The following is a 20,473-nucleotide window of genomic DNA, read 5'->3' as shown; positions in this document are numbered from 1 at the left end:
CTGCAGTGCCAGCGGCATCGGGCCGGCATTGCCGCTACCCTTGGTCGGAGGTGCCCGGAGATTCCGAATGATGCGAACCTTGCTGATGATCGCGCTGCTTGCCTGTGGCCTTATCCCCGGCATCGCTCGTGCCGAGTTCACCACTCCCGCACGGATGTTCGATCTGGGTGAGCACGAGGTTCGTTATCACCTGCGGGGGGGTAAGGACGCGCCGGTCGTGATCGTGCTCGGTGGTGGACCGGGGTTCTCCAGCTGGAATCTCGAACCGGTCCAGCAGCGTCTGGCGGAACTGGGTTATCGCGCCGCGATCATGGACATGCTGGGCGTGGGGGAGAACGCGGCCGAGGTCCGTGGCTCGCCGCTGGACGAGTGGGTCTCACAGGTCGAGGGCCTGCGCCGGGAACTGGCCGATGACCGGCCCGCGGTCCTCGTCGGTCACTCCTGGGGGGCGCTGATGGCGTTCGTCTATACACGGGAGTTCCCGGATAACGTGGCGCGACTGGTGCTGCTCAATCCCGTCGACCCGGAGCGCGAGGCCATGCGGACCGTGGCCGAGCAGATCGACGCCCGGCGGGCGCGCGAACGGGGAGAACGCTGGGACGACGAGGGCGCTTGGGCGCAAGATGGTGGCGGGCCGCGTGCGCCCGAGGCGCATGCCCGCCACCAGATCGAGCGGAACCTGCCTAGCTACTTTCTCGACTACGAGCAGGGCCGGCGTTACGCCGAGTCGTTCGATGACTCGGATTTCTCGGCACGATTGAACATCGAGGGCTGGCGGGCCTACCGGGAGAACCCGGTGGACTACGCGACGATCCGGGAATGGGCGGTGCCGATCGACGTGATCGGCTGTCGGCAGGACCTGCTCATGCCGGCGAACCTCGATGCGCTGCGGGCCAACCTGTCGTTGGAGCGGGTCGAGGTACTGGATGGCTGTGTGCACTTTCCCTGGGAGGAGGTGCCGCGGGCGTTCGACGAGGCGCTGGGATGCGTGCTTCCCGATCCGTCGTGAAGGGGTTCAGTCGTCCTCGGCGGCGCCTTCGATGGAGTCGCCGAGGTTCTGGATATCCTCGCCGAGGCCCTTCATGGTGTTGCAACCGGTGGAGAACGCCAGCAGACCCGAGAGAAGCGAGAGGAGAATGATTCGATGCATGACAGGGGCTCCTCCTGGATTGTGAGCCAGTGACGCCTGGCTGGCGGTTCCGTGCCGTTATGGCCGAAAGACCGAATCAAAACAGGTCGTGCAGAGGTTCCCTGGCGGGACACGGCATCGATGCACGGCGAAAGACCGATGGGATCAGTAGTCGTTATCGTCGTCGTGCTCGTCGGCTTCACTCTCGATCGCCTCGCCGGCTTCCTGGGTATCTTCCCCCACACCTTCCATGGTGTTGCAGCCGGAAAGGAAGGCCAGTGGGCCGGCAAGCAGCGCGATCAGGCCCATGCGCTTGAGAACGGAATTCATCATGAGTCTTCTCCGTTTGGGTTTCTCGCATCTTGCAGGGATTAGGATAGTCGCCGGGACGAGGAAAATCAGACCAGGAAAGTCATGGGCCGGGAAGGTTTCACTTCGGTCCGGATCTTGACACCACGAGACAAGGAGGCGGCTTGGAGATACTGCTGATCGGCCTGCTGTTGCTGGCGGGCCTGGTGTTCGGGACGCTGGGCAGCCATTACTTCGGCGTGCCCCGGGTGGTGGGCTACATCCTGCTGGGCATGCTGTTCGCACCGGACCTGCTCGGCGGCACGCTGGGGATGGATGCCACCGACTGGACCCGGCCGATGGTCGCGGTGTCGCTGGGCATCATCGCCTATCTGGTGGGCGGCTCGGCCACGATCGGCCAGTTGCGCCGGCTGGGCGGGACCATCGTGGCGGCGACGGTCGGCAAGGTGGTCGGTGCCTTCCTGGCCGTGTTCCTGGTCTTCGGCTTGCTGGGCACCGCCGTGCTCGATCTGCCCGGCTGGACGTTCGCGCTGGTGCTGGCGGCGATCGCCACCACCACGGCGCCGGCGGCGATCGTGGCCATCATCCACCAGTACCGGGCCGCCGGTCCCCTGACCACGGCACTGCTCGGCATGGTGGCCCTCGACGACGCCCTGGGGCTGGTGATCTTCTCTCTGGTGCTGGCCCTGGTCGGTACCGCCGGCCTGGCCGAAGCGCTGCCCGGCGCGGCCTGGGAGATCGGCGCGGCCATCGTGTTCGGGGGGCTTGCCGGCTGGCTGATCGAGCGGCTGATCCGGCGACTGCACGAGCACGAACTGCGGCTGGTGGCATTGATCGGCGGGATCATCCTGCTGGTCGGTCTGGCCGACGCCTGGCACTTCTCGGAGCTGCTCGCGGCGATGACCTTCGGTTTCACCGCGCGCTTTTTCGGCGGTGCGCACTCCGAACGCCTATTCGAGCCGGTCGAGCAGCTCGAGGAACTGGTGTTCGTCCTGTTTTTCACCTTCGCCGGCCTGCACTTCGATCTCGGCGTGGTGGTGGAGTACGCCTGGCTGATCCTACTGTACTTCCTGCTGCGCGCCGGCGGCCAGATCCTCGGGTCGATGGCCGGGGCGCACTTGGTCAAGGCCCCACCCGAGATCGCCCACAATGTCGGGCTGGGCATGTTGCCGCAGGGCGGCGTGGCCATCGGCATGGCCTTGCTGCTGGCCGGACAGGAACGGTTCGCCCAGTCGGCCGAGCTGATCGTCAACATCATCACGGCCAGCACGTTGCTGACCGAATCCATCGGCGCCGTGGCCGCCCGATACGGGTTGCGTCGCGCCGGCGAGACCGAGCGGACCCTGGGAGGAGGCGTGGATGAAGGCAGGTAACTGGCTCGAGGCCCATCCGAGGCGCGGGGTGACCGTGGCTGCTACCGATTCGCTTGCCGTGGCGGCGCAGGCGTTGCTCGACGAACCCGAATCCCGCGATGCCTACGTGCTCGATGAGGCGGGCCGGGTCTGCGGGCACCTGGGGTTCCGCCGGCTGGCGGGCATCCTCCTGGCGCACCTGCGGCCCAGCCACAGCCGCCGGCAACTGATCGAGCGCATCACGCCGGGCAGCGTGGGTGAATACATGGACGAGCGGGTGCTCTGCGTGCGGCCGGACGAGCGGATCAGCGACGTCTTTCACCAGCACATGGAGCGCCGGGTCGAGGACATCGCCGTGATCGATGACGACGGGCGCCTGCTGGGCGTGATCCGGGTGCGCGACCTGCTCCGGGCGGCACTGGCCGAGTAGCGCGGGTTGGTTGAAGGGCCGTCCTAGCGCAGGTGTTCCACGAACCAGTCACGGGCCATCCCGGCGACCGCTTCGAGCTTGCCCGGCTCCTCGAACAGGTGGGTGGCCCCCGGGACGATCTCGATGCGCGGCGGCTCGGGCATCTGCTCGGCCGCGTCCCGGTTCATGCCGATCACGGGGCCGTCCAGCCCGCCGACGATCAGCAGGGTGTCGGCCGTCACCCGGGCCAGGGCCTGCGGGTCGGCCAGGTCGGGCCGCCCACCCCGGGACACGACGGCCGAGACCACCTCGGGGCGCTCGGCGGCCACGTTGAGGGCCGCGGCGGCCCCGGTGCTGGAGCCGAACAGCCCGATGGCCATGTCTTTCAGTCGCGGCTGTTCCCCGGCCCAGTCCACCGCGTCCCGCAGGCGGCGGGTCAGCAGGCCGATGTCGAAGCGGTACTCGGTGGTGAACTGGTCGACCTCGTGCTCCCGGGGCGTGAGCAGGTCGAACAGCAGCGTGGCCAGCCCGCCGGCATTGAGCACCTCCGCCACGTAGCGGTTGCGCGTGCTCAGCCGGCTGCTGCCGCTGCCGTGAGCGAACAGCACGATGGCTCGGGCGTTCGGGGGGATGTTGAGATCGCCGGGCAGTGTGCCGTCGGGCGTCTCGATGCCCACCTCGAACGTTTCGGTCCGCCCTTGATCGCTCATGAGACTTCTCCTCGCAGTGCGGCAATCACTTCCTCGTCATCCACCTGGCGGAAATCCCGGAAGAACTGGCCGACGGCCATGAAGTCCGCCGGGGCCTCGAGGCAGACCAGTTCGTCGACCTCGCCGCGGAGCCTCTCGACCGTCGGCGGTGGCGCCACGCCTACGGCGACCACCAGGGCCTGCGGTGACTGCGCCCGGACCGAGCGGATCGCCGCGGAGAGCGTCGCGCCGGTGGCGATGCCGTCGTCGACCAGGATCGTCACCCGTCCCTCGGCGTGCGTCGGGGGACGCTGGTAGCGCTGGCGTCGCTCGCGGATGGTCTCCAGCTGGCGATCGGCTTCCCGCTCGATGTAGTCCTCCGAGATGCCGAAGCGTTCCGTGCCGGGGTTGAGCTCCACGTGTCCGGTCTCGTCGACCGATCCGATGGCGAACTCCGGGTTGCCGGGGGCGCCGATCTTGCGCACCAGCACGATGTCGAGCTCGCCGTCCAGCCGGTCGGCGACGATCCGCCCCATGGGCACCCCGCCGCGCGGGATGGCCAGCACCAGCGGGTTTTTCCCCCGGTGGTGGTCGAGCCGCTCGGCAATCCGTTCTGCCGCCTCTTCACGATCTTGGAACATGGTTCGCCCCCTGGTCGGATCCGTCGATACCCGCGAGTCTAGACCCTGGCAGGCACTTCGCGAGCGCCGAGTCGAGCAGATCTTCCCGGTAGCGACTACATGTGGACATGACCCGGCGCATCCATTGACGAGATCAGGAGTGAACGCGTTGACCGAGGAGACAGGCGAGGCATTCCGCCCCGGTTCGGCGGACACGGCAAGCGTGCTCGACCGGTTCGATACCGAGCCGGAGCATGGGCTGTCGCGGCATGAAGTGCATCGCCGGCGGGCCCGGTACGGACCCAACCGCCTGGTCGAGGCACGCTCCCGCGGGGCGTTGCGCATCCTGGTCGACCAGTTCAAGAGCCTGGTCATCCTGCTGCTGATCGCCGCGGCGGTGGCGGCGTTCGCCTTCGACCGGACGGTGGAAGCGGTTGCCATCGGCATCGCGTTACTGGTCAACGGGGCCGTGGGTTTTGTCATGGAGTTCCAGGCGGTCCGCTCCATGGCCGCCCTCAAGCGCCTCGGCGGACTGAAGACCCGGGTGCGACGGCAGGGAGGCGAGCGTTCGATTCCTGCCGATGAACTTGTCCCCGGCGACGTGGTGCGGCTGGAAGCGGGGGACCAGGTGCCCGCGGACCTGCGGATCATCGAATCCGAGGAGCTGACCTGCGACGAATCGGCGCTGACCGGCGAATCCGTCCCGGTCGCCAAGGGCAGCGACCCGGTGTCGCCGCAGGCCGGACTGGCCGATCAGACCGGCATGGCATTCAAGGGCACCGCCATCACGCGCGGGGCAGGCGTCGGCGTGGTCGTGGCGACGGGGATGGACACCGAGATCGGGCGGATCGCGGCGCTGGTCGAGTCCTCGGAGGGGGATCTCACCCCGCTGGAACGGCGCCTGGAATCGCTGGGCCGTCGCCTGGTGGGGTTGACGCTGGTCATCGCGGCGCTGGTGGCGGGCGCCGGCCTGTTGGCGGGGCATCCGCTGGCGACCATGCTGGAAACGGCGATCGCGCTGGCGGTCGCGGCCGTGCCCGAAGGCCTGCCGGTGGTCGCCACCGTCGCGCTGGCGCGCGGCATGCACCGCATGGCGGCACGCAACGCGCTGGTCAAGCGGCTGGCGGCCGTCGAGTCGCTGGGGGCGGCGACCACCATCCTTTCGGACAAGACGGGCACGCTCACCGAGAACCGCATGACGCTCGGGCGCGTGGTGCTGCCCGGCGAGTCCATCGAGGTCCTTTCCTCCGAGGGCCGCTTCGAACGGGACGGCGAGACGCTCGACCCTGACACCGACGATCGTCTGCGGCGTGCCCTGGAAGTCGCCGTGTTGTGCAACAACGCCAGCCTTGACGGGTCGACCGGTGGAGATCCCATGGAGAAGGCCTTGCTGCAGGGAGGGCGGCTGGCCGGGCTGGAGCGTGACGGCCTGCTCGAAGACTGGCCGGAGGAGCGCGAAGTGCCGTTCTCCTCCGACACGATGATGATGTCGACGGTACACGCCGCGGACGGCGGCTATCGCCATGCCGTGAAGGGAGCGCCGGAGGCGGTGATCGACCGGTGCACGGCCGAGCTGGGCCCCGAGGGCGAGAGCCGGCTGGACGAGGCCGGACGGGATCGCTGGCACCAGATCAACGAGGAGATGGCGGCAGACGGCCTTCGCGTGCTGGCGCTGGCCGAGCGGTACACGGACGAGCCCGGCGCGGATTCCTATCAGGACATGACGCTGCTGGGCCTGGTCGGCCTGTTCGACCCGCCGCGCGAGGGCGTGCGCGAGGCGGTGGCCGCTTGTCGCGAGGCGGGTATCCGCGTGCTGATGGTCACCGGGGACCAGCCGGCCACGGCCGCACATATCGCCCGGGAACTGGGTATCTCGGAAGACGATGCTCCGCCGCCCGTCCACGGCAGCACGCTTCGTCCGCCGGAGGACATGGACGAGGCCACCCGCGAGCGGGACCTGGCCACCGCCGTCTTCGCCCGGGTCAGCCCCGAGCAGAAGCTGGACATCGTCGGCCTGCATCAGCAGCACGGGGCGGTGGTGGCGATGACCGGGGACGGTGTCAACGACGCCCCGGCGCTGAAGAAGGCGGACGTGGGCATTGCCATGGGGCAGCGGGGGACCGACGTGGCACGGGAGGCGGCGGACATGGTGCTGCGCGACGATGCCTTCACCACGATCGTCGCCGCCATCCGCATGGGGCGGAACATCTTCGACAACATCCGGCGTTTCATCGTCTACCTGCTCTCGGGCAATCTCGGCGAGATCATGGCCGTGTCCGCAGCGGCGGCCGCCGGTGCCCCGCTGCCGTTGTTGCCGCTGCAGATCCTCTACATCAACTTCGTCAACGACGTGCTGCCGTCGCTGGCACTGGGCGTGAACCGTGGCGAGGAAAGCGTGATGCGTCGCCACCCGCGCGAGCGGACGGAGGCACTGGTCTCCCCGGCCGGCTGGGCGGCGATCTTCGGTTACGGTTTCCTGATCGCGGCCACCGCGCTGGGGGCATTGGCAGCGGCAATCCTCTGGCTGGGGCTCAGTGTCGAGGCGGGGGTGACCGTCTCCTTCCTCACCTTCGGCTTCGCAAGGCTCTGGCACGTCTTCAACATGCGCGCGGCCGACTCGGGCTGGTTCATCAACCCGATCACGCGCAATCCCTTCGTCTGGGTGGCGCTGGCCGTCGGGGTGGCCCTGCTGCTCGCCGCCGTTTACCTGCCCGTGCTCGGCGACGTGCTGGGCACGGTCGACCCGGGGCCGGACGGCTGGGCGCTGGTGATCGGCTTTTCGTTGCTGCCGCTGCTGATCGTTCAGCCCATGAAGGCAGCGAGGCTGCTCTGGGAGGGGCGCTGGCTCGACTGAACCGGAGTGTCTGGTGCGGGTGGCCGGACTCGAACCGGCACGGCCGTGCGGCCTGCAGATTTTAAGTCTGCTGTGTCTACCAATTCCACCACACCCGCAGGAGGGCGGATTCTACCGCCTTTCCTGCAGGGCCGCGACCGGGGTGCTTGCATCCGGGCTTCCTCATCCCCATCGTCGGTGACGCATCCGCGCTGCGTTACACTGCAGTGTTCGCATCAGTCACACAGACCTTTCGGGAGTCCCAAGCGATCATGCCTTCAGCCAACGGTCATCATCCTGCGTTCAGCCTGGTACGCGCCGTGCCGATCAAGGCGCTCAACCTGACCGTCGAGGAATACCGCCACAACCGGACCGGGGCGCGCCACTACCACCTGGCGGCCGACGACGACCAGAACGTCTTCCTCGTCGGTCTGCGCACGGTGCCGGAGGATTCCACCGGCGTGGCGCATATCCTCGAGCACACCGTCCTGTGCGGCTCGGAGCGCTATCCGGTGCGCGACCCGTTCTTCATGATGATCCGCCGGTCGCTGAACACCTTCATGAACGCGTTCACGTCCAGCGACTGGACCGCGTACCCGTTCGCCTCCTGCAACGAGAAGGACTTCTACAACCTGCTCGACGTCTATCTCGACGCGACCTTCTTCTCGCGCATCGACGAGCTCGATTTCCGCCAGGAGGGCCACCGGGTGGAGTTCGAGCAGTGGGACGACCCGTCGACGCCGCTGGTGTTCAAGGGCGTGGTGTTCAACGAGATGAAGGGCGCGATGAGCGACCCGACCTCGGTGCTCTGGCAGACGCTCTCGCGCGAGCTGTTCCCGGACACCACCTATCACCACAACTCCGGCGGCGACCCGGAGAAGATCCCGGATCTCACCTACGAGCAGATGGTGGCGTTCTACAAGCGCTTCTATCATCCGTCCAACGCGGTGTTCATGACCTTCGGCAACCAGCCGGTCGAGCGCCTGCAGCGCGAGTTCGAGGAGAAGGCCCTGGCGCGCTTCGAGCAGATCGACCCGGACTCGGCCGTGCCGCTCCAGCCGGTGTTCGCCGGGCCGAAGCAGGTCGAGGACGTCTACCCGCTCGACGACGAGGACACGACCGCCAAGACCCACGTCAACGTCGGCTGGATGCTGGGCGAAAGTGCCGATCTCGACGCGCGCCTCGAGGCCCAGCTGCTCGAGGGCGTGCTGCTGGATACCAGCGCCTCGCCGCTGTTGAAGGCGCTGGAGACCACCGATCTCGGTGCCGCGCCCTCGTCGGTGCTGGGACTGGAGGACTCGCAGCGCCAGATGGTGTTCGTCGCCGGGCTCGAGGGCAGCGAGGCCGACCGCGCCGAGGACGTGGAAAAGCTGATCCTCGACACGCTCACCGAGGTGGCGGAAAAGGGCGTCGACCCGCAGATGGTCGAGTCCGTGCTGCACCAGCTCGAGCTCGAGCAGCGCGAGATCACCGGTGACGGCTTCCCCTACGGTCTGCACCTGATCGTTCAGGCCTTGCCGGCGGCGATCCACGACAGCGACCCGATCAACCTGCTCGACCTCGAGCCGGCACTCGAGCGCTTGCGCGAGCGGGCCGCCGATCCGCAGTTCATCCCGAACCTGGTCCGTCGCCTGCTGCTGGACAATCCGCACCGCGTGCGGCTGACCCTGAAGCCCGATACCGAGCTGTCCGCGCGCCAGCAATCGGAAGAGAAGGCGCGCCTGGCGGCGATGCAGGAAACGCTTTCCGACGAGGAGAAGCAGCAGATCGTCGATCGCGCCAAGGCACTGGCCGAGCGCCAGGCCGAGGAGGGGGACATCTCGATCCTGCCGACGGTCACCCGCGAGGACATTCCCGAGGACATCGACATCCCGCAGCCGGTGCAGTTCGTGCACCAGCCGTCCAGCCAGCGCTGGTATGACCGCAGCACCAACGGCCTGGCCTACCTGCAACTGGCGCTCGACCTGCCGCCGCTCGACCGCGAGGAGCTGGAGCTGCTGCCCGTCTACACCGGCCTGCTCACGGAGCTGGGTGCCGGCGACCGCGACTACCTCGCCATGGCCGAGGCCGTGGCGGCGAAGACCGGCGGCTTCTCGGCGGCCGCGTCGATCCGTGCCGGCATCGAGGATATCCACAACACCTCCGGCTACTGGCTGATGTCGGGCAAGGCGCTGGTGCGCAACGCCGATGCCATGGTGGACCTGTTCCACCAGCACCTCGATGCCGCGCGCTTCGACGAGACCGACCGCATCCGCGATCTCGTCAGCCAGATGCGCTTCGGCGTGGAGCAGGGCGTTGCCGGCCGCGGTCACATCCACGCGATGACGCTCGCCTCGGCGGGCATGTCGGCGCGCGCCGCGCTGCGGCATGACACCAGCGGCGTGGCCGCCGTGCGCCGGATCAAGGCCATGGACGACGGCCTGGAGACCGCTGCCGCCCGGCAGGATCTGGCCGAGCGGCTGGCCCGCCTGCACGAGAAGCTCAAGGGCGGATTCCGTCACTACAACGTGGTCACCGAGCAGCGCCACTTCTCCTCCATGGCCCAGGCGCTGCGTGGGCACATGCGCCAAGGCGAGACCGACGAGGCCTTCGCCCTCGGCCATCACGTCGAGCAGATCCGCGAGGGTTGGGTGGGCAACCTGGCGGTGAACTACTGCGCCAAGGCCCATCCGGCGGTCGCGCCCAAGCACCCGGACGCCGCCGCGTTGGCGGTGCTCGGCGGGTTCCTGCGCAACGGCTTCCTGCACACTGCGATCCGCGAGAAGGGCGGTGCCTACGGCGGCGGGGCCGGTTTCGATCCCGAGTCGGGCAGCTTCCGCTTCTTCTCCTACCGCGACCCGCGCCTGGCCGAGACGCTGGAGGACTTCGACCGGGCGGTCGACTGGGTGGTAGACACTGCCCACGAGGACCGCACCGTCGACGAGGCGATCTTCGGTGTGATCGCCTCGATCGACAAGCCGGGCTCCCCGGCCGGCGAGGCGAGGAAGGCCTTCGTCGATGCCCTGCATCATCGCAGCCCCGAGGACCTCCGCGAGATGCGCGCCCGGGTGCTCGACGTGACCCAGGACGATCTCAAGCGGGTGGCCGAGACCTACCTCCGCTCCGAGCAGGCCTCCGTCGGCGTGCTTGCCGGGCCGTCGCGCGAGGAGGAGCTCGATGAGCTGGGCCTGCGCATCGAGCGGATCTGAGCCCGGCCTGTCGTCGCGGTGCTAGACTGCCCGCGATGACCGCTGACAGGGAGGTAATTCGATGCGCTGGATGATCTGGGCCGGGCTCGCGGCCCTGCTGGTGCTGAGCTGGTTCCTGCTGCCGATCCTCAGCCCGTTCGTGGTGGGGTTCATCGTCGCCTACCTGTTCGACCCGCTGGTGACACGGCTCGACCGGCACGGCGTCTCCCGCACGCTCGGCACCTCGCTGATCTTCGTGCTGGGCGCCTTGGTGCTCGTGGTGAGCATCCTCGCGCTGGTGCCCGTGCTGGTGGAGCAGACCATGCGGCTGGTGCGGCTGTTCCCCCAGCTGCTCGACATCGTCCAGAGCCGCTTCATCCCCTGGGTGAACGCGCAGCTGGGCGTGGAACTCGACGTCGGCATGTTGCGGGACATGGCCATCAAGCACGGCGAGACCATCGGCAAGGTGCTGGCCCAGGGGCTTGGTAACGTCTCGGGCACCGGGTCGGCCGCATTCGTCGCCGTGATGAATCTCCTGCTCGCGCCGGTGATCGCCTTCTACCTGTTGCGCGACTGGCCCCGGGTGATGGCACGCATCGAGGCATTGCTGCCGCGCCACTGGAGCGGCACCGTGGTGCATCTGGCCGGCGAATCGGACCGCATGCTGGGCAACTTCCTCCGGGGGCAGCTGGCCGTGATGCTGGCCAACGGCGTCACCTACTCGATCGGGCTGACGCTCATCGGCCTGAACACGGGCATCGCCATCGGCATGTTCGCCGGCCTGGTCAGCTTCGTGCCCTACCTGGGCACCATCGTGGGCGTCCTGCTGGCTCTTCTGGCCATGTACATCCAGGCCGACAGCCTGCTGCCGCTGCTGCTGGTCCTGGCGGTCTTCGGCGTCGGCCAGGTGCTGGAGACCGTCGCCTGGCAGCCGCGCTTCGTCGGCAACGAGATCGGCATGCACCCGGTGGCGGTGATCTTCGCCGTGATGGCCGGTGGCCAGCTGTTCGGCTTCTTCGGCATCCTGCTGGCCTTGCCGGTCTCGGCGGTGCTGATCGTGCTGGGCCGGCACGGGCTGGAGGCCTACCAGGGCAGTGGTTTCTACGCCGGTCGGCAAGGACCGCCCGCTCCCCTCGAACGCCAGGTCGACCCGGACGGGGAGGGCTGAGCCGGCCATGCAGCAGATCCCGCTGGCCCTGGACCTGGTGACGCCGACGAGCTTCGAGGGATTCATCGGCAACGATAACCTGCTGCTCAAGGCCATCCTGAGCGAGCAGGCGCGTGGTCGTGGCGAGGCGCAGGTCTTCATCCACGGCCCGGAAGGGGCGGGCAAGTCCCATCTGGCCCAGGCGACCTGCTATCACGCCGGATCCTACGGTCGGCCGGCGGCCTACTGGCCCCTGCGCCAGCTCGGTGGTCAGCTGGCCGCGGCCAGCGAGCAGATCGAGGCATTCGCCCTGGCCGTGGTCGACGACGTGGACGCCGTGATCGGTCAGGCCGAGGGCGAGTTCATGCTTTTCGACCTGATTAACCGGGCCCGCGAGGCCGGCGTGCCCCTGCTGCTCACCGCGCGCCTTCCCCCCGCCGAACTGCCCGTTCGCCTGCCGGATCTCGCCTCGCGACTGACTTGGGGGGCGGTGCTGCCGGTCCATCTGCCTACGGATGCCGAGAAGATCGAACTGCTGCGCGCCCGTGCACAGGAGCGAGGTCTCGAGCTTCCGCACGGCACTGCCCAGTGGATGCTCGCTCATCTGCCGAGAGACGTGGGCACGCTGCTCGAGGTGATGGAACGTCTCGACCGCGAGTCGATGATCGCCAAGCGCCGACTGACCATTCCCTTCCTCAAGGAAGTGCTGGGCAGTGCCCCGGAGTGATGGAGGCCAGGCCTTTTCCTCGGCGATTCATGCCTCGCCGCGTTTCCTGATCCGGTCCCGGATCTCGCGCAGGGCAACCAGCCGTTCCTCCATGGAGCCGGCCAGTCGTTGCGGGTCGGGGAAGGGCCAGTGCAGGGCCCGACGCACGCCGGGGAACACCGGGCAATTTCTCTCGGCGGCCCGCTCGCACACGGAGATCACCCGCTCGTACAGACGCCCCTCGCGGTAGAGGGCGAAGATGTCGTCGGACGATGCCCCGGGCAGGTCGAAACCGTCCTCGGCCATGACCTCGACCACCAGGGAGTCGATCGGGCGGGGCTCCAGCCCGGCGCTTTCCGCGCGGAATGTCGGGGCGTCGAGGGCATTGAGGTAGGCCTCGGGCATCTGGCTGCGACCGCTGTTGTGGATGTATGCGAACAGCCCGCGCCGGGCTCGTCCTTCATGGCAATCTACGCCGGGTTGTGTATGCGCTAAAACATATATATATTGTTCCGCATGAATAGCGGCCGGATGATGACAACGGGCCTGGGCCGTCGGATCGGTCGAGGGGGCGGACATGTTTGAGTGGCTGGCCGACCGGCTGGTCCATGGTCTGCTGGGGCTGAACGAGGGCGATCGCTGGGCGGATGCGTTGCACTTCTTCGTCCTCGACACGGCCAAGATCTTCGTCCTGCTGGTGGTGGTGATCTACGCCATGGGCCTGCTGCGAGCCTTCGTCAGCCCCGAGCGGGTGCGTGCCTACGTGCGCGGCAGGCCTCGCTGGCTGGCGCGGCTGCTGGCGATCCTGCTGGGGGCGGTCACGCCGTTCTGTTCCTGCTCGTCGGTGCCCTTGTTCATCGGTTTCGTCGAGGCCGGGATCCCGATGGGCGTGACGTTTTCCTTCCTCATCGCCAGCCCGATGATCAACGAGATCGCCGTGGTGCTGCTGGCCGGCATTCTCGGCTGGGAGATCGCCCTCCTGTATGTCGCGGCCGGGATCACGGTCGCCTGGTTTGGCGGCATGGTCATGGAGCGTCTGCGGACCGAGCGCTGGGTGGAGGACTACGTCTGGAAGATCCAGATGGGCGAGGCCCACGGCGTCGAGCCGGACAACAGTTGGCGGGGGCGTCACCGCTTCGCTGTGGCCGAGGTGCGGGAGATCGTCCGCCGTGTCTGGAAGTGGGTCGTGATCGGGATTGCCGTCGGCGCCGGCTTCCATGGTTTCGTTCCCGGCGAGTGGGTCACCGAGTACCTCGGTGGCGAGAACAACTGGCTGGCGGTTCCCGGGGCCGTGCTGCTGGGCATTCCGCTGTATGCCAATGCCACCGGCGTGATCCCGGTGGCCGAGGCCATGCTGGGCAAGGGGGCGGCGATCGGCACGACGCTGGCGTTCATGATGAGCGTCGCGGCGCTGTCGATCCCCGAGATGCTGATCCTGCGCAAGGTCATTCGCTGGCCGGCGCTCGCCTGGTTCGCCGGGGTGCTGGCCGTGGCCTTCATCCTGGTCGGCTGGGGCTTCAACCTGTTGCTTTGACCAACCATTGGGAGGAAACGATGGAATCCGAACCGAAACTCAGTCCGGTCGTGCTGGAGATGAGCATGTTGGCGGCGGCGGTGGCCTCGCGCTGCCCGTCGAAGACCCACGAACTGCTGGCGTCCCTGCGGCGACGGGGGGTGTCGGAGGGACAGATCGCTGCCGTGGTCGAGGAAGCCGTCCGCATCAGTACCGAAACCGTGGCACGCGGCAGCGAAATGGTCGAGGCCGTCCTCGGCGGCGAGTCGCCGCGGAGCTGCATGGAGCGCATGGCGCGCCAGGGCGGTGCCTCCGAATGCTGTGCGGCGGACGACGACTGCCGTTCCCGGTCATCCTGCTGTTGAGGAGCGAGACGATGAAGAAGATTCAGGTACTTGGAAGCGGCTGCGCGAACTGTCAGCGCACCTATCAGCTCATCGAGGAGGTCGCGCGCCGGGAAGGCGTCGCCGTGGAGATGGAGAAGGTCGAGGACATGGCCGACATTCTCGCGATGGGCGTCATGTCGACGCCGGGCGTGGCGGTCGACGGAAAGGTCGTTCACAGTGGCGGCCTGCCGGGGCAGGAGCAGGTTGCCGAATGGTTGACGTCCTGAGCGGCGGCAGTCCCCGGTCCGCGTCCGGCTGACGGCGCGCCGGGGCTTGCCCTCGGCTCAGGCGTTGTGGCGCAGGATGCGCTGCTTGTCGCGCTGCCAGTCGCGTTCCTTGATGGTCGCGCGCTTGTCGTGCGATTTCTTGCCCTCGGCCAGGGCGATCTCCAGCTTCACCTTGCCCCGCTTGAAGTAGAGGGCGGTGGGCACGACGGTGAAGCCCTTGCGCTCGATCTGCCCGGTCAGTCGCGCGATCTCGTGGTCGTGGAGCAGCAGCTTGCGCGTGCGCGTCGGGTCGGGTCGCACGTGCGTGGAGGCCTGCAGCAGGGGCGTGATCACCGCACCGAGCAGCCAGGCCTCACCGTCCTTGATGATCACGTGCGCGTCGGCGATCTGGGCCTTGCCGGCACGCAGGGCCTTGACCTCCCAGCCCTCCAGCACCAGTCCGGCCTCGATGCGGTCGCCGAGGAAATAGTCGAACTTCGCCTTCTTGTTCAGGGCGATGGTCGACTGCCCGGCTGTCGCGTTGTTCTTCTTGCTCTTGCTCATGGGACCCATTCTATCAGGGCCCGCACGGGAACCTCCGAACCAATCGGAAAGCCGGGCGACACCTGTGCCGGCTCGGCGGTGGCGAGGGAAGGGGTCTCCGGGGTCGAAGCGGCTCCCGCTCGCCCGGACGGCCCGGGCAGCTTGGCCGGGAAGGCGCGATGGTGTTAGGTTTCCGAACATCCACGGAGCAGGAGTCCACCGCGCTCAGGGCCAGGAGAACATCCGGTGTCAGCACAGCATCTCGAGAGTCATCCCCAGTGGTCCACCCGACTGGCGTTCATCCTCGCCTCGGCCGGCTCGGCCGTGGGCCTCGGCAACATCTGGAAGTTTCCCTACATCATGGGCGACAACGGGGGCGGAGCCTTCGTCCTGATCTACCTGGCGTGCCTGCTGATCGTCGCCACCCCCATCCTGATCAGCGAGGTCATGCTCGGGCGGCGGTCGCGCTCCAACCCGATCTCCGGCATGGCCAAGCTCTCCCGCCAGGCCGGGGTCAGCCCGGCCTGGCAACTGATCGGCTGGATGGGGGTGCTCACCGGGTTTCTGATCCTGAGCTACTACTCGGTGGTCATGGGCTGGGCGCTGGCCTACGTCGAGAAGGCCGCCAACGGGGCCTTCGTCGGCGCCGACGCCGACACGGTCGAGGGTATCTTCACCTCCCTGGTCTCCAATCCCGGCACGCTGCTGTTCTGGCACACGGTGGCCATGCTGATGACCATCACCGTGGTGGCCCGTGGGGTGCGCGGCGGGCTGGAGCTGGCCACGCGCATCATGATGCCGCTGCTGATCGTCATCCTGGTGCTGCTATTCGGCTACAACATCGGCACCAGCGGGTTCGCACCGGCGATGGAGTTCATGTTCGCCCCGGACTTCTCCCGGGTGACGGGGGAGACCGTCCTGGTGGCGCTGGGGCACGCCTTCTTCACCCTGAGCCTCGGCATGGGCGCGATCATGGTCTACGGCTCCTACATGCCGGCAAACGCCTCGATCGTGACGGCCGGGTTCTGGATCATCGTGCTGGACACGGCGATCGCGCTGCTTGCCGGGATGGTGATCTTCCCGATCGTGTTCTCCAACGGCATGAGCCCGGAGCAGGGCGCCGGCCTGGTCTTCCAGACCCTGCCGCTCGCGCTGGGCGCGATGGAATGGGGCTACTGGCTCGCCATCGTCCTCTTCATCCTGGTCTCGATCGCCGCCTGGACGTCGGCGATCTCGCTGGTCGAGCCGGCGGTGTCCTACCTCTATGAACGCTTCGGTGTCCGTCGCCTGTACTCGGCGATCGGCGCCGGGGTCGCCACCTGGACGCTGGGGGTGTTCTCGGCGCTCTCGTTCAACCTGATCGACGAGGTCACGCTGTTCGGCAAGACCTTCTTCGGGATCATGGAATTCCTCACGGCGAACATTCTCCTGCCGGCCGGCGGCATGCTGATCGCCCTATTCGCGGCGTGGCGGCTGCGGCGGGCGGATTCCGCCGAGGAACTGGGTCTTGGTGGCGGGGCCTACCACCTGTGGTGGTGGTTGGCGGCCGTGGTGGCGCCTGCCGGCGTGGCGCTGGTGTTCCTCAACGGTCTGGGGCTGCTGGGTTGAGCCGGGAGTACGCCTGGCGGTGCTAGAATGCCTGACCCGATCACACGAATGGGCGGATCTCCCCCGGCATGAGTACCACCATCGAGCGACAGGTCGAGGTGCCGTTTTCGGCACTGCAGATGTATGCCCTGGTCAACGACATCGACGCCTACCCGGAATTCCTCCCCTGGTGCGAGAAGACCCAGGTGCTGCGTGCCTCCGGCGAGGAGGTCGAGGCCAGCATCACGCTGCGCAAGGGCGCGATCCGCAAGACCTTCGTCACCCGGAACCACAACGAGCCCGGTTCGCGCATCGTGGTCACCCTGGTCGACGGTCCCTTTCGTCACCTCGACGGCTTCTGGGCCTTCGAGGATCTGCCGGATGGAGGATCGAGAGTGACTCTGGACATGCGTTTCGAGTTCGCCAACCGTTTCCTCGAGCGGGCGATCGGGCCGATCTTCCGCGAGATCGTCAAGAGCCTGGTCGGCGCCTTCCGCAAGCGGGCCTTCGAGGTCTATCCCCGCGACGAGGGTACGCGATGAAGGTGGAGGTGGCCTACGCGCGCCCGGATGTCCAGGTCATCGTCGAGGTGGACGTTCCCGAGGGCGCGACCGTGGAGGAAGCGATCCGCAAGAGCGGTGTCCTCGAGCGGTTCCCGGAAATCGACCTGTCCAGCCAGAAGGTCGGGATCTTCGGCAAGGTCGCGCCCCTGTCCCAGGCGTTGCGCGAATGGGACCGGGTGGAGATCTATCGGCCGCTGATCGCCGATCCCAAGGCCGCCCGTCGGCAGCGGGCCCGGCGTGACGAGAAACGGTCACGGGCCAGCGAGGATTAGGGAACTTCCGCGCGATTCGAGGGTGTCTCTGATTCGCGGGGCATCCTTGCCCCGCGTTGCGACGTCTTGACCTGCTCCCGCACGCCGGCGCATGGCCCGCGTGCGGGGGCAGGGTCAGATGCCGCCCCCCTGGGTCGGTGTTGGCTCGGGCTGCGGTGCCGGCTGTTGGCCGCCATCGTCCGTGCCTTGACCCTGGGGCTGGGGCTGGGGCTGAGGTTGCCCTTGACCCTGAGGGGTTTGTGCCCCGCCGGAGGTGCCTGCGCCCCCGCCCGGACTTGCTCCCGGGGCTGCGGTGTCGGGCAGTTCCGCGCTGTTGATCGACGGTGCCTCGGAGAGGTCCATGCCGTCGCGACTGATTGACGCGACCCGTCCGACCCGGTCGTACTCGATGACCAGCGTGTGCCGGAAGGCCTCCTGCTTGCCGCGCTTGTCGTAGTAGATGTACGTGTCACGCTGACCGCTATGGAAGATGCTCTCGAGGCTCGGTGTCCCGAGAATCGAGCGTACTTGCGACTGGGGCATGCCCTCGCTCAGCCTCTCGACCTGCTCTTCCTCGTAGATGTTTCCCTGCTGGATGTCCGGCTGGTATACCTTGATGAAGCTCGGTACGGGGGCGGACGAACAGCCGGCAAGCAGGGTGGCGATGACCGGGAGCGTGAGAAGTTTTCGCTGCATGATCCTGGGAAACCTGTCCTTAGAATTACAGAAAAGTTGTGCCTGAGCTTAATCGAATGACGTATCCGCCCAATGATACGCCCTCTGGTTTGTTATGCCAGCGCGGCCGTGCGGGTTCCGATGCCGAGCGCATCTTCGGTTACAATCCGTGCCAGCAATTCAACGAGGGTAGAAGTTTTGGAACCAAGCGAGCTCAAGAAGGCCGGCCTCAAGGTCACTCTCCCGCGGGTGAAGATCCTCGAGATCATCGAGTCCAACCCGGACTGGCACATGAGTGCCGAGGACGTCTACAAGGAACTGCTGGCCCGGGGCGAGGAGATCGGCCTGGCGACGGTCTACCGCGTGCTCACCCAGTTCGAGACCGCGGACATCCTCAAGCGTCACCAGTTCGAGGGCGGCAAGGCCGTGTTCGAGCTGATCTCCAAGGGTGATCACGATCACCTGGTCTGCGTGAAGACCGGTCAGGTCGAGGAATTCCACGATCCGATCATCCAGGAGCGCATCGCCAAGATCGCCGACGAGTTCGATTTCGATCTTACCGACTACTCGCTGGTGATCTACGGCATCAGCCGCAAGGCCACCGGCAAGAGGTAACCGTCCTCGCTGACGTCCCGGCCGCCCGCCCCGAGCACCTCCGGGGCGGGCGGTCTGCGTTTGGGGCCTGGTCGTCAGACGCTGGCCAGGAGTTCCCGGGCATGTGCACGGGTCTGGTCGGTGATCTGTCGTCCGCCCAGCATCCGCGCCAGTTCCTCGACCCGCTGGTCCTCGTCCAGTCCCCGCACCCAGGTGCGGGTGGCATCGCTGAGTTCCTCCTTCTCGATGCGAGCCTGGTGGTGGCCGTGAGCCGCGACCTGCGGCAGGTGCGTGACGCACAACACCTGGCGCGAGTCGCCCAGCGCGCGCAGGTGCGCGCCGACGATGGCCGCCGTGGCGCCACCGATGCCCGTGTCCACCTCGTCGAAGATGAAGGTGTCGACCGGGTCGTCGCCGGCGGTCAGGGTCTTTAGTGCCAGGCTCACCCGGGCCAGTTCGCCCCCCGAGGCGATCTGGTCGAGCGGGCCGACCGGCTGGCCGCGGTTGGCGCTGATCAGGAAGGCCACCTCGTCGATACCGCGTTCGCCCCGGCGTTCGGCCAGTGCCGGGGAAGTCTCCAGGCGGACCTCGAACTCGCCGTTGGGCATGCCCAGCTCGCGGATCGAGTCCCTGAGCCGGGCGGCGAGTTCGGCGGCCCCTGCCCGACGGGCCTCGCTGACCTCGCCGGCCAGGCGGTCGTAGGCCTGCCGATTGTCGGCCAGCCGGGACTCGACTTCGGCCAGCGAGCTGCCGGCCTGCTCCAGGCGCTCGTACTCCTCTCGCAGTGCGGCGACGTGCTCCTCGAACATCTCCGGCGCGACCCGGTGCTTGCGTGCCAGTTCATGCAGGGCGTCGAGGCGCGATTCCACCGTCGCCAGCCGCTCCGGGTCGCTCTCGGCCGACTCGAGACGATCGCGCAGGGTGTCGACCGCCTCGGCGATCTGGATCTGGGCCGACTGCAGGGTCTCGATGACGGGACCCAGCGACTCGTCGAGGTCGGCGATGTGCGCCAGCGCCTGCTCGGCGGCCCCGATGCGGTCGTGGGCATTGCCGTCCTCGTCGAACAGGGCGGCCATCTGGCCGGCGAGCACCTGCTGCCATTCGTCCAGCCGCGACAGGCGCTTGAGCTCGGCGTGCAGCTGGTTGAACTCGTCGGGTTGCGGGTCGAGCCGCTCGATCTCCTCGAGCTGGAATTCCAGGAAGGCGAGCCGATCGTTTCGGCTGGCCTGCTCCGCCCGGTGCTCGTCCAGCCGTTGCTGGTCGGCCTGGATCTCGCGGCTCAGTCGGCCGAGTTCGGCGATGTCCGGGCCGAGATCGCAGAAATGGTCGAGCAGGGCGAGCTGCGTGCGCGCCTGCATCAGCCGCTGGTTCTGGTGCTGTCCATGGATGTCGATCAGGTACCGGCCGATGGCCTTGAGGCTCTGCCCCGGCACGGGCCGGCCGTTGATCCAGGCACGGGAACGCCCGTCGCGCGATAGCACGCGCCGAAGGACCAGCGGCATCGCTTCCTGGCCGGACTCGTCCTCCAGTTCCTGTTCGACCAGCCAGCGCGCGGCCGGGCTGTCCGCGGACAGGAGGAATTCGCCGCTGACCTCGCCCTGGTCGCAGCCGGCTCGCAGCAGGTTCATGTTGGCACGGTCGCCGAGCAGCAGGCCGATGGCGTCGATCAGGATCGACTTGCCGGCGCCGGTCTCGCCGGTCAGGGCCGTCATGCCGGAGGCGAAGTCGAGTTCCAGCTCGTCGATCAGGGCAATTCGGCGAATCGATAGGTTGGTCAGCATGGTGACATGGTCC

At 67.6% G+C, this 20,473-nt stretch carries 22 protein-coding genes and 1 tRNA gene; 14 read left to right on the top strand and 9 right to left on the bottom strand.

Annotation, left to right across the window (positions count from 1 at the left end):
* The first annotated feature begins 67 nt into the window (after window positions 1-67).
* The gene (locus ACLFMY_RS04875) at window positions 68-1,009 is read left to right on the top strand and encodes an alpha/beta fold hydrolase (RefSeq protein WP_410763441.1); all 942 of its coding nucleotides are present in this window, start codon (window positions 68-70) and stop codon (window positions 1,007-1,009) included.
* A gap of 6 nt (window positions 1,010-1,015) precedes the next feature.
* On the opposite strand, the gene ACLFMY_RS04870 is transcribed toward ACLFMY_RS04875, so the two are convergent.
* Both ACLFMY_RS04870 and ACLFMY_RS04865 read right to left on the bottom strand, forming a co-directional pair.
* Entirely contained in the window at window positions 1,016-1,150 is a 135-nt protein-coding gene (locus ACLFMY_RS04870; RefSeq protein ID WP_410763440.1) for an entericidin A/B family lipoprotein, read from the bottom strand.
* Between the two features lie 144 nt (window positions 1,151-1,294).
* On the bottom strand, window positions 1,295-1,462 hold the full coding sequence (locus ACLFMY_RS04865; RefSeq protein ID WP_410763439.1) for an entericidin A/B family lipoprotein: 168 nt from the start codon (window positions 1,460-1,462) through the stop codon (window positions 1,295-1,297).
* A 140-nt stretch (window positions 1,463-1,602) separates the two neighbouring features.
* Between ACLFMY_RS04865 and ACLFMY_RS04860 the strand changes: the two genes are divergently transcribed.
* Entirely contained in the window at window positions 1,603-2,811 is a 1,209-nt protein-coding gene (locus ACLFMY_RS04860) for a cation:proton antiporter (RefSeq protein WP_410763438.1), read from the top strand.
* The gene (locus ACLFMY_RS04855; RefSeq protein ID WP_410763437.1) at window positions 2,798-3,220 is read left to right on the top strand and encodes an HPP family protein; all 423 of its coding nucleotides are present in this window, start codon (window positions 2,798-2,800) and stop codon (window positions 3,218-3,220) included. The genes ACLFMY_RS04860 and ACLFMY_RS04855 overlap by 14 nt, the downstream gene beginning before the upstream one ends.
* A 23-nt stretch (window positions 3,221-3,243) precedes the next feature.
* On the opposite strand, the gene ACLFMY_RS04850 is transcribed toward ACLFMY_RS04855, so the two are convergent.
* A complete protein-coding gene (locus ACLFMY_RS04850; RefSeq protein ID WP_410763436.1) occupies window positions 3,244-3,909 on the bottom strand; it encodes a dienelactone hydrolase family protein in 666 nt (221 codons plus the stop codon).
* Window positions 3,906-4,529 carry a phosphoribosyltransferase gene (locus ACLFMY_RS04845; protein ID WP_410763435.1) on the bottom strand — a complete coding sequence of 208 codons (624 nt, stop codon included), beginning with the start codon at window positions 4,527-4,529 and terminating at the stop codon, window positions 3,906-3,908. The genes ACLFMY_RS04850 and ACLFMY_RS04845 overlap by 4 nt, the downstream gene beginning before the upstream one ends.
* Window positions 4,530-4,668: 139 nt before the next feature.
* On the opposite strand from ACLFMY_RS04845, the gene ACLFMY_RS04840 reads away from it, so the two are divergent.
* Window positions 4,669-7,362: a cation-translocating P-type ATPase gene (locus tag ACLFMY_RS04840; protein ID WP_410763434.1), complete on the top strand. Its 2,694-nt coding sequence runs from the start codon at window positions 4,669-4,671 to the stop codon at window positions 7,360-7,362.
* A gap of 11 nt (window positions 7,363-7,373) precedes the next feature.
* Here the strand turns inward: ACLFMY_RS04840 and ACLFMY_RS04835 are convergent.
* A tRNA-Leu gene (locus tag ACLFMY_RS04835) sits at window positions 7,374-7,460 on the bottom strand.
* Window positions 7,461-7,613: 153 nt separating this feature from the next.
* Here ACLFMY_RS04835 and ACLFMY_RS04830 point away from each other — a divergent pair.
* The 3 genes from ACLFMY_RS04830 to hda all read left to right on the top strand — a co-directional run bounded on the left by ACLFMY_RS04830 (window position 7,614) and on the right by hda (window position 12,382).
* Window positions 7,614-10,529 carry an insulinase family protein gene (locus ACLFMY_RS04830; RefSeq protein WP_410763433.1) on the top strand — a complete coding sequence of 972 codons (2,916 nt, stop codon included), beginning with the start codon at window positions 7,614-7,616 and terminating at the stop codon, window positions 10,527-10,529.
* 61 nt (window positions 10,530-10,590) lie between these two features.
* A complete protein-coding gene (locus ACLFMY_RS04825) occupies window positions 10,591-11,676 on the top strand; it encodes an AI-2E family transporter (RefSeq protein WP_410763432.1) in 1,086 nt (361 codons plus the stop codon).
* A gap of 7 nt (window positions 11,677-11,683) precedes the next feature.
* Window positions 11,684-12,382 carry a DnaA regulatory inactivator Hda gene (gene hda, locus ACLFMY_RS04820; RefSeq protein WP_410763431.1) on the top strand — a complete coding sequence of 233 codons (699 nt, stop codon included), beginning with the start codon at window positions 11,684-11,686 and terminating at the stop codon, window positions 12,380-12,382.
* A gap of 27 nt (window positions 12,383-12,409) precedes the next feature.
* Here hda and ACLFMY_RS04815 read toward each other — a convergent pair whose 3' ends face one another.
* Window positions 12,410-12,940, bottom strand: coding sequence for an arsenate reductase ArsC (locus ACLFMY_RS04815; protein ID WP_410763430.1), 531 nt, complete (start codon window positions 12,938-12,940; stop codon window positions 12,410-12,412).
* Between ACLFMY_RS04815 and ACLFMY_RS04810 the strand changes: the two genes are divergently transcribed.
* The 3 genes from ACLFMY_RS04810 to ACLFMY_RS04800 are packed head-to-tail and all read left to right on the top strand — an operon-like array spanning window position 12,939 to window position 14,487.
* Entirely contained in the window at window positions 12,939-13,895 is a 957-nt protein-coding gene (locus tag ACLFMY_RS04810; RefSeq protein WP_410763429.1) for a permease, read from the top strand. The genes ACLFMY_RS04815 and ACLFMY_RS04810 overlap by 2 nt on opposite strands.
* Before the next feature lie 20 nt (window positions 13,896-13,915).
* Window positions 13,916-14,239, top strand: coding sequence for a carboxymuconolactone decarboxylase family protein (locus ACLFMY_RS04805; RefSeq protein ID WP_410763428.1), 324 nt, complete (start codon window positions 13,916-13,918; stop codon window positions 14,237-14,239).
* A gap of 11 nt (window positions 14,240-14,250) precedes the next feature.
* Window positions 14,251-14,487: a thioredoxin family protein gene (locus ACLFMY_RS04800; RefSeq protein ID WP_410763427.1), complete on the top strand. Its 237-nt coding sequence runs from the start codon at window positions 14,251-14,253 to the stop codon at window positions 14,485-14,487.
* 57 nt (window positions 14,488-14,544) lie between these two features.
* Here the strand turns inward: ACLFMY_RS04800 and smpB are convergent, their stop codons facing one another.
* Window positions 14,545-15,030, bottom strand: a complete 486-nt coding sequence (gene smpB, locus ACLFMY_RS04795) for an SsrA-binding protein SmpB (RefSeq protein ID WP_410763426.1) — start codon at window positions 15,028-15,030, stop codon at window positions 14,545-14,547.
* 225 nt (window positions 15,031-15,255) lie between these two features.
* On the opposite strand from smpB, the gene ACLFMY_RS04790 reads away from it, so the two are divergent.
* The 3 genes from ACLFMY_RS04790 (at window position 15,256) to ACLFMY_RS04780 (ending at window position 17,431) form a co-directional block, all read left to right on the top strand.
* A complete protein-coding gene (locus tag ACLFMY_RS04790; protein WP_410763425.1) occupies window positions 15,256-16,617 on the top strand; it encodes a sodium-dependent transporter in 1,362 nt (453 codons plus the stop codon).
* Between the two features lie 68 nt (window positions 16,618-16,685).
* A complete protein-coding gene (locus ACLFMY_RS04785) occupies window positions 16,686-17,138 on the top strand; it encodes a type II toxin-antitoxin system RatA family toxin (RefSeq protein WP_410763424.1) in 453 nt (150 codons plus the stop codon).
* On the top strand, window positions 17,135-17,431 hold the full coding sequence (locus ACLFMY_RS04780) for an RnfH family protein (protein WP_410763423.1): 297 nt from the start codon (window positions 17,135-17,137) through the stop codon (window positions 17,429-17,431). Before ACLFMY_RS04785 ends, ACLFMY_RS04780 begins: the two co-directional genes overlap by 4 nt.
* 114 nt (window positions 17,432-17,545) lie before the next feature.
* Here the strand turns inward: ACLFMY_RS04780 and ACLFMY_RS04775 are convergent, their stop codons facing one another.
* Window positions 17,546-18,106 (bottom strand): outer membrane protein assembly factor BamE, encoded by a 561-nt coding sequence (locus ACLFMY_RS04775; RefSeq protein WP_410763422.1) that lies wholly within the window; start codon window positions 18,104-18,106, stop codon window positions 17,546-17,548.
* A gap of 177 nt (window positions 18,107-18,283) precedes the next feature.
* Between ACLFMY_RS04775 and fur the strand changes: the two genes are divergently transcribed.
* Window positions 18,284-18,700: a ferric iron uptake transcriptional regulator gene (fur, locus tag ACLFMY_RS04770; protein WP_410763421.1), complete on the top strand. Its 417-nt coding sequence runs from the start codon at window positions 18,284-18,286 to the stop codon at window positions 18,698-18,700.
* A gap of 74 nt (window positions 18,701-18,774) precedes the next feature.
* On the opposite strand, the gene recN is transcribed toward fur, so the two are convergent.
* Window positions 18,775-20,473: DNA repair protein RecN (gene recN / locus ACLFMY_RS04765; RefSeq protein WP_410763420.1), on the bottom strand; the 1,699-nt coding region annotated here is incomplete at its 5' end.

Source organism: Guyparkeria sp., assembly GCF_046545975.1.
Lineage (GTDB): Bacteria > Pseudomonadota > Gammaproteobacteria > Halothiobacillales > Halothiobacillaceae > Guyparkeria.
This window is presented reverse-complemented; position numbering and strand designations above follow the sequence as displayed.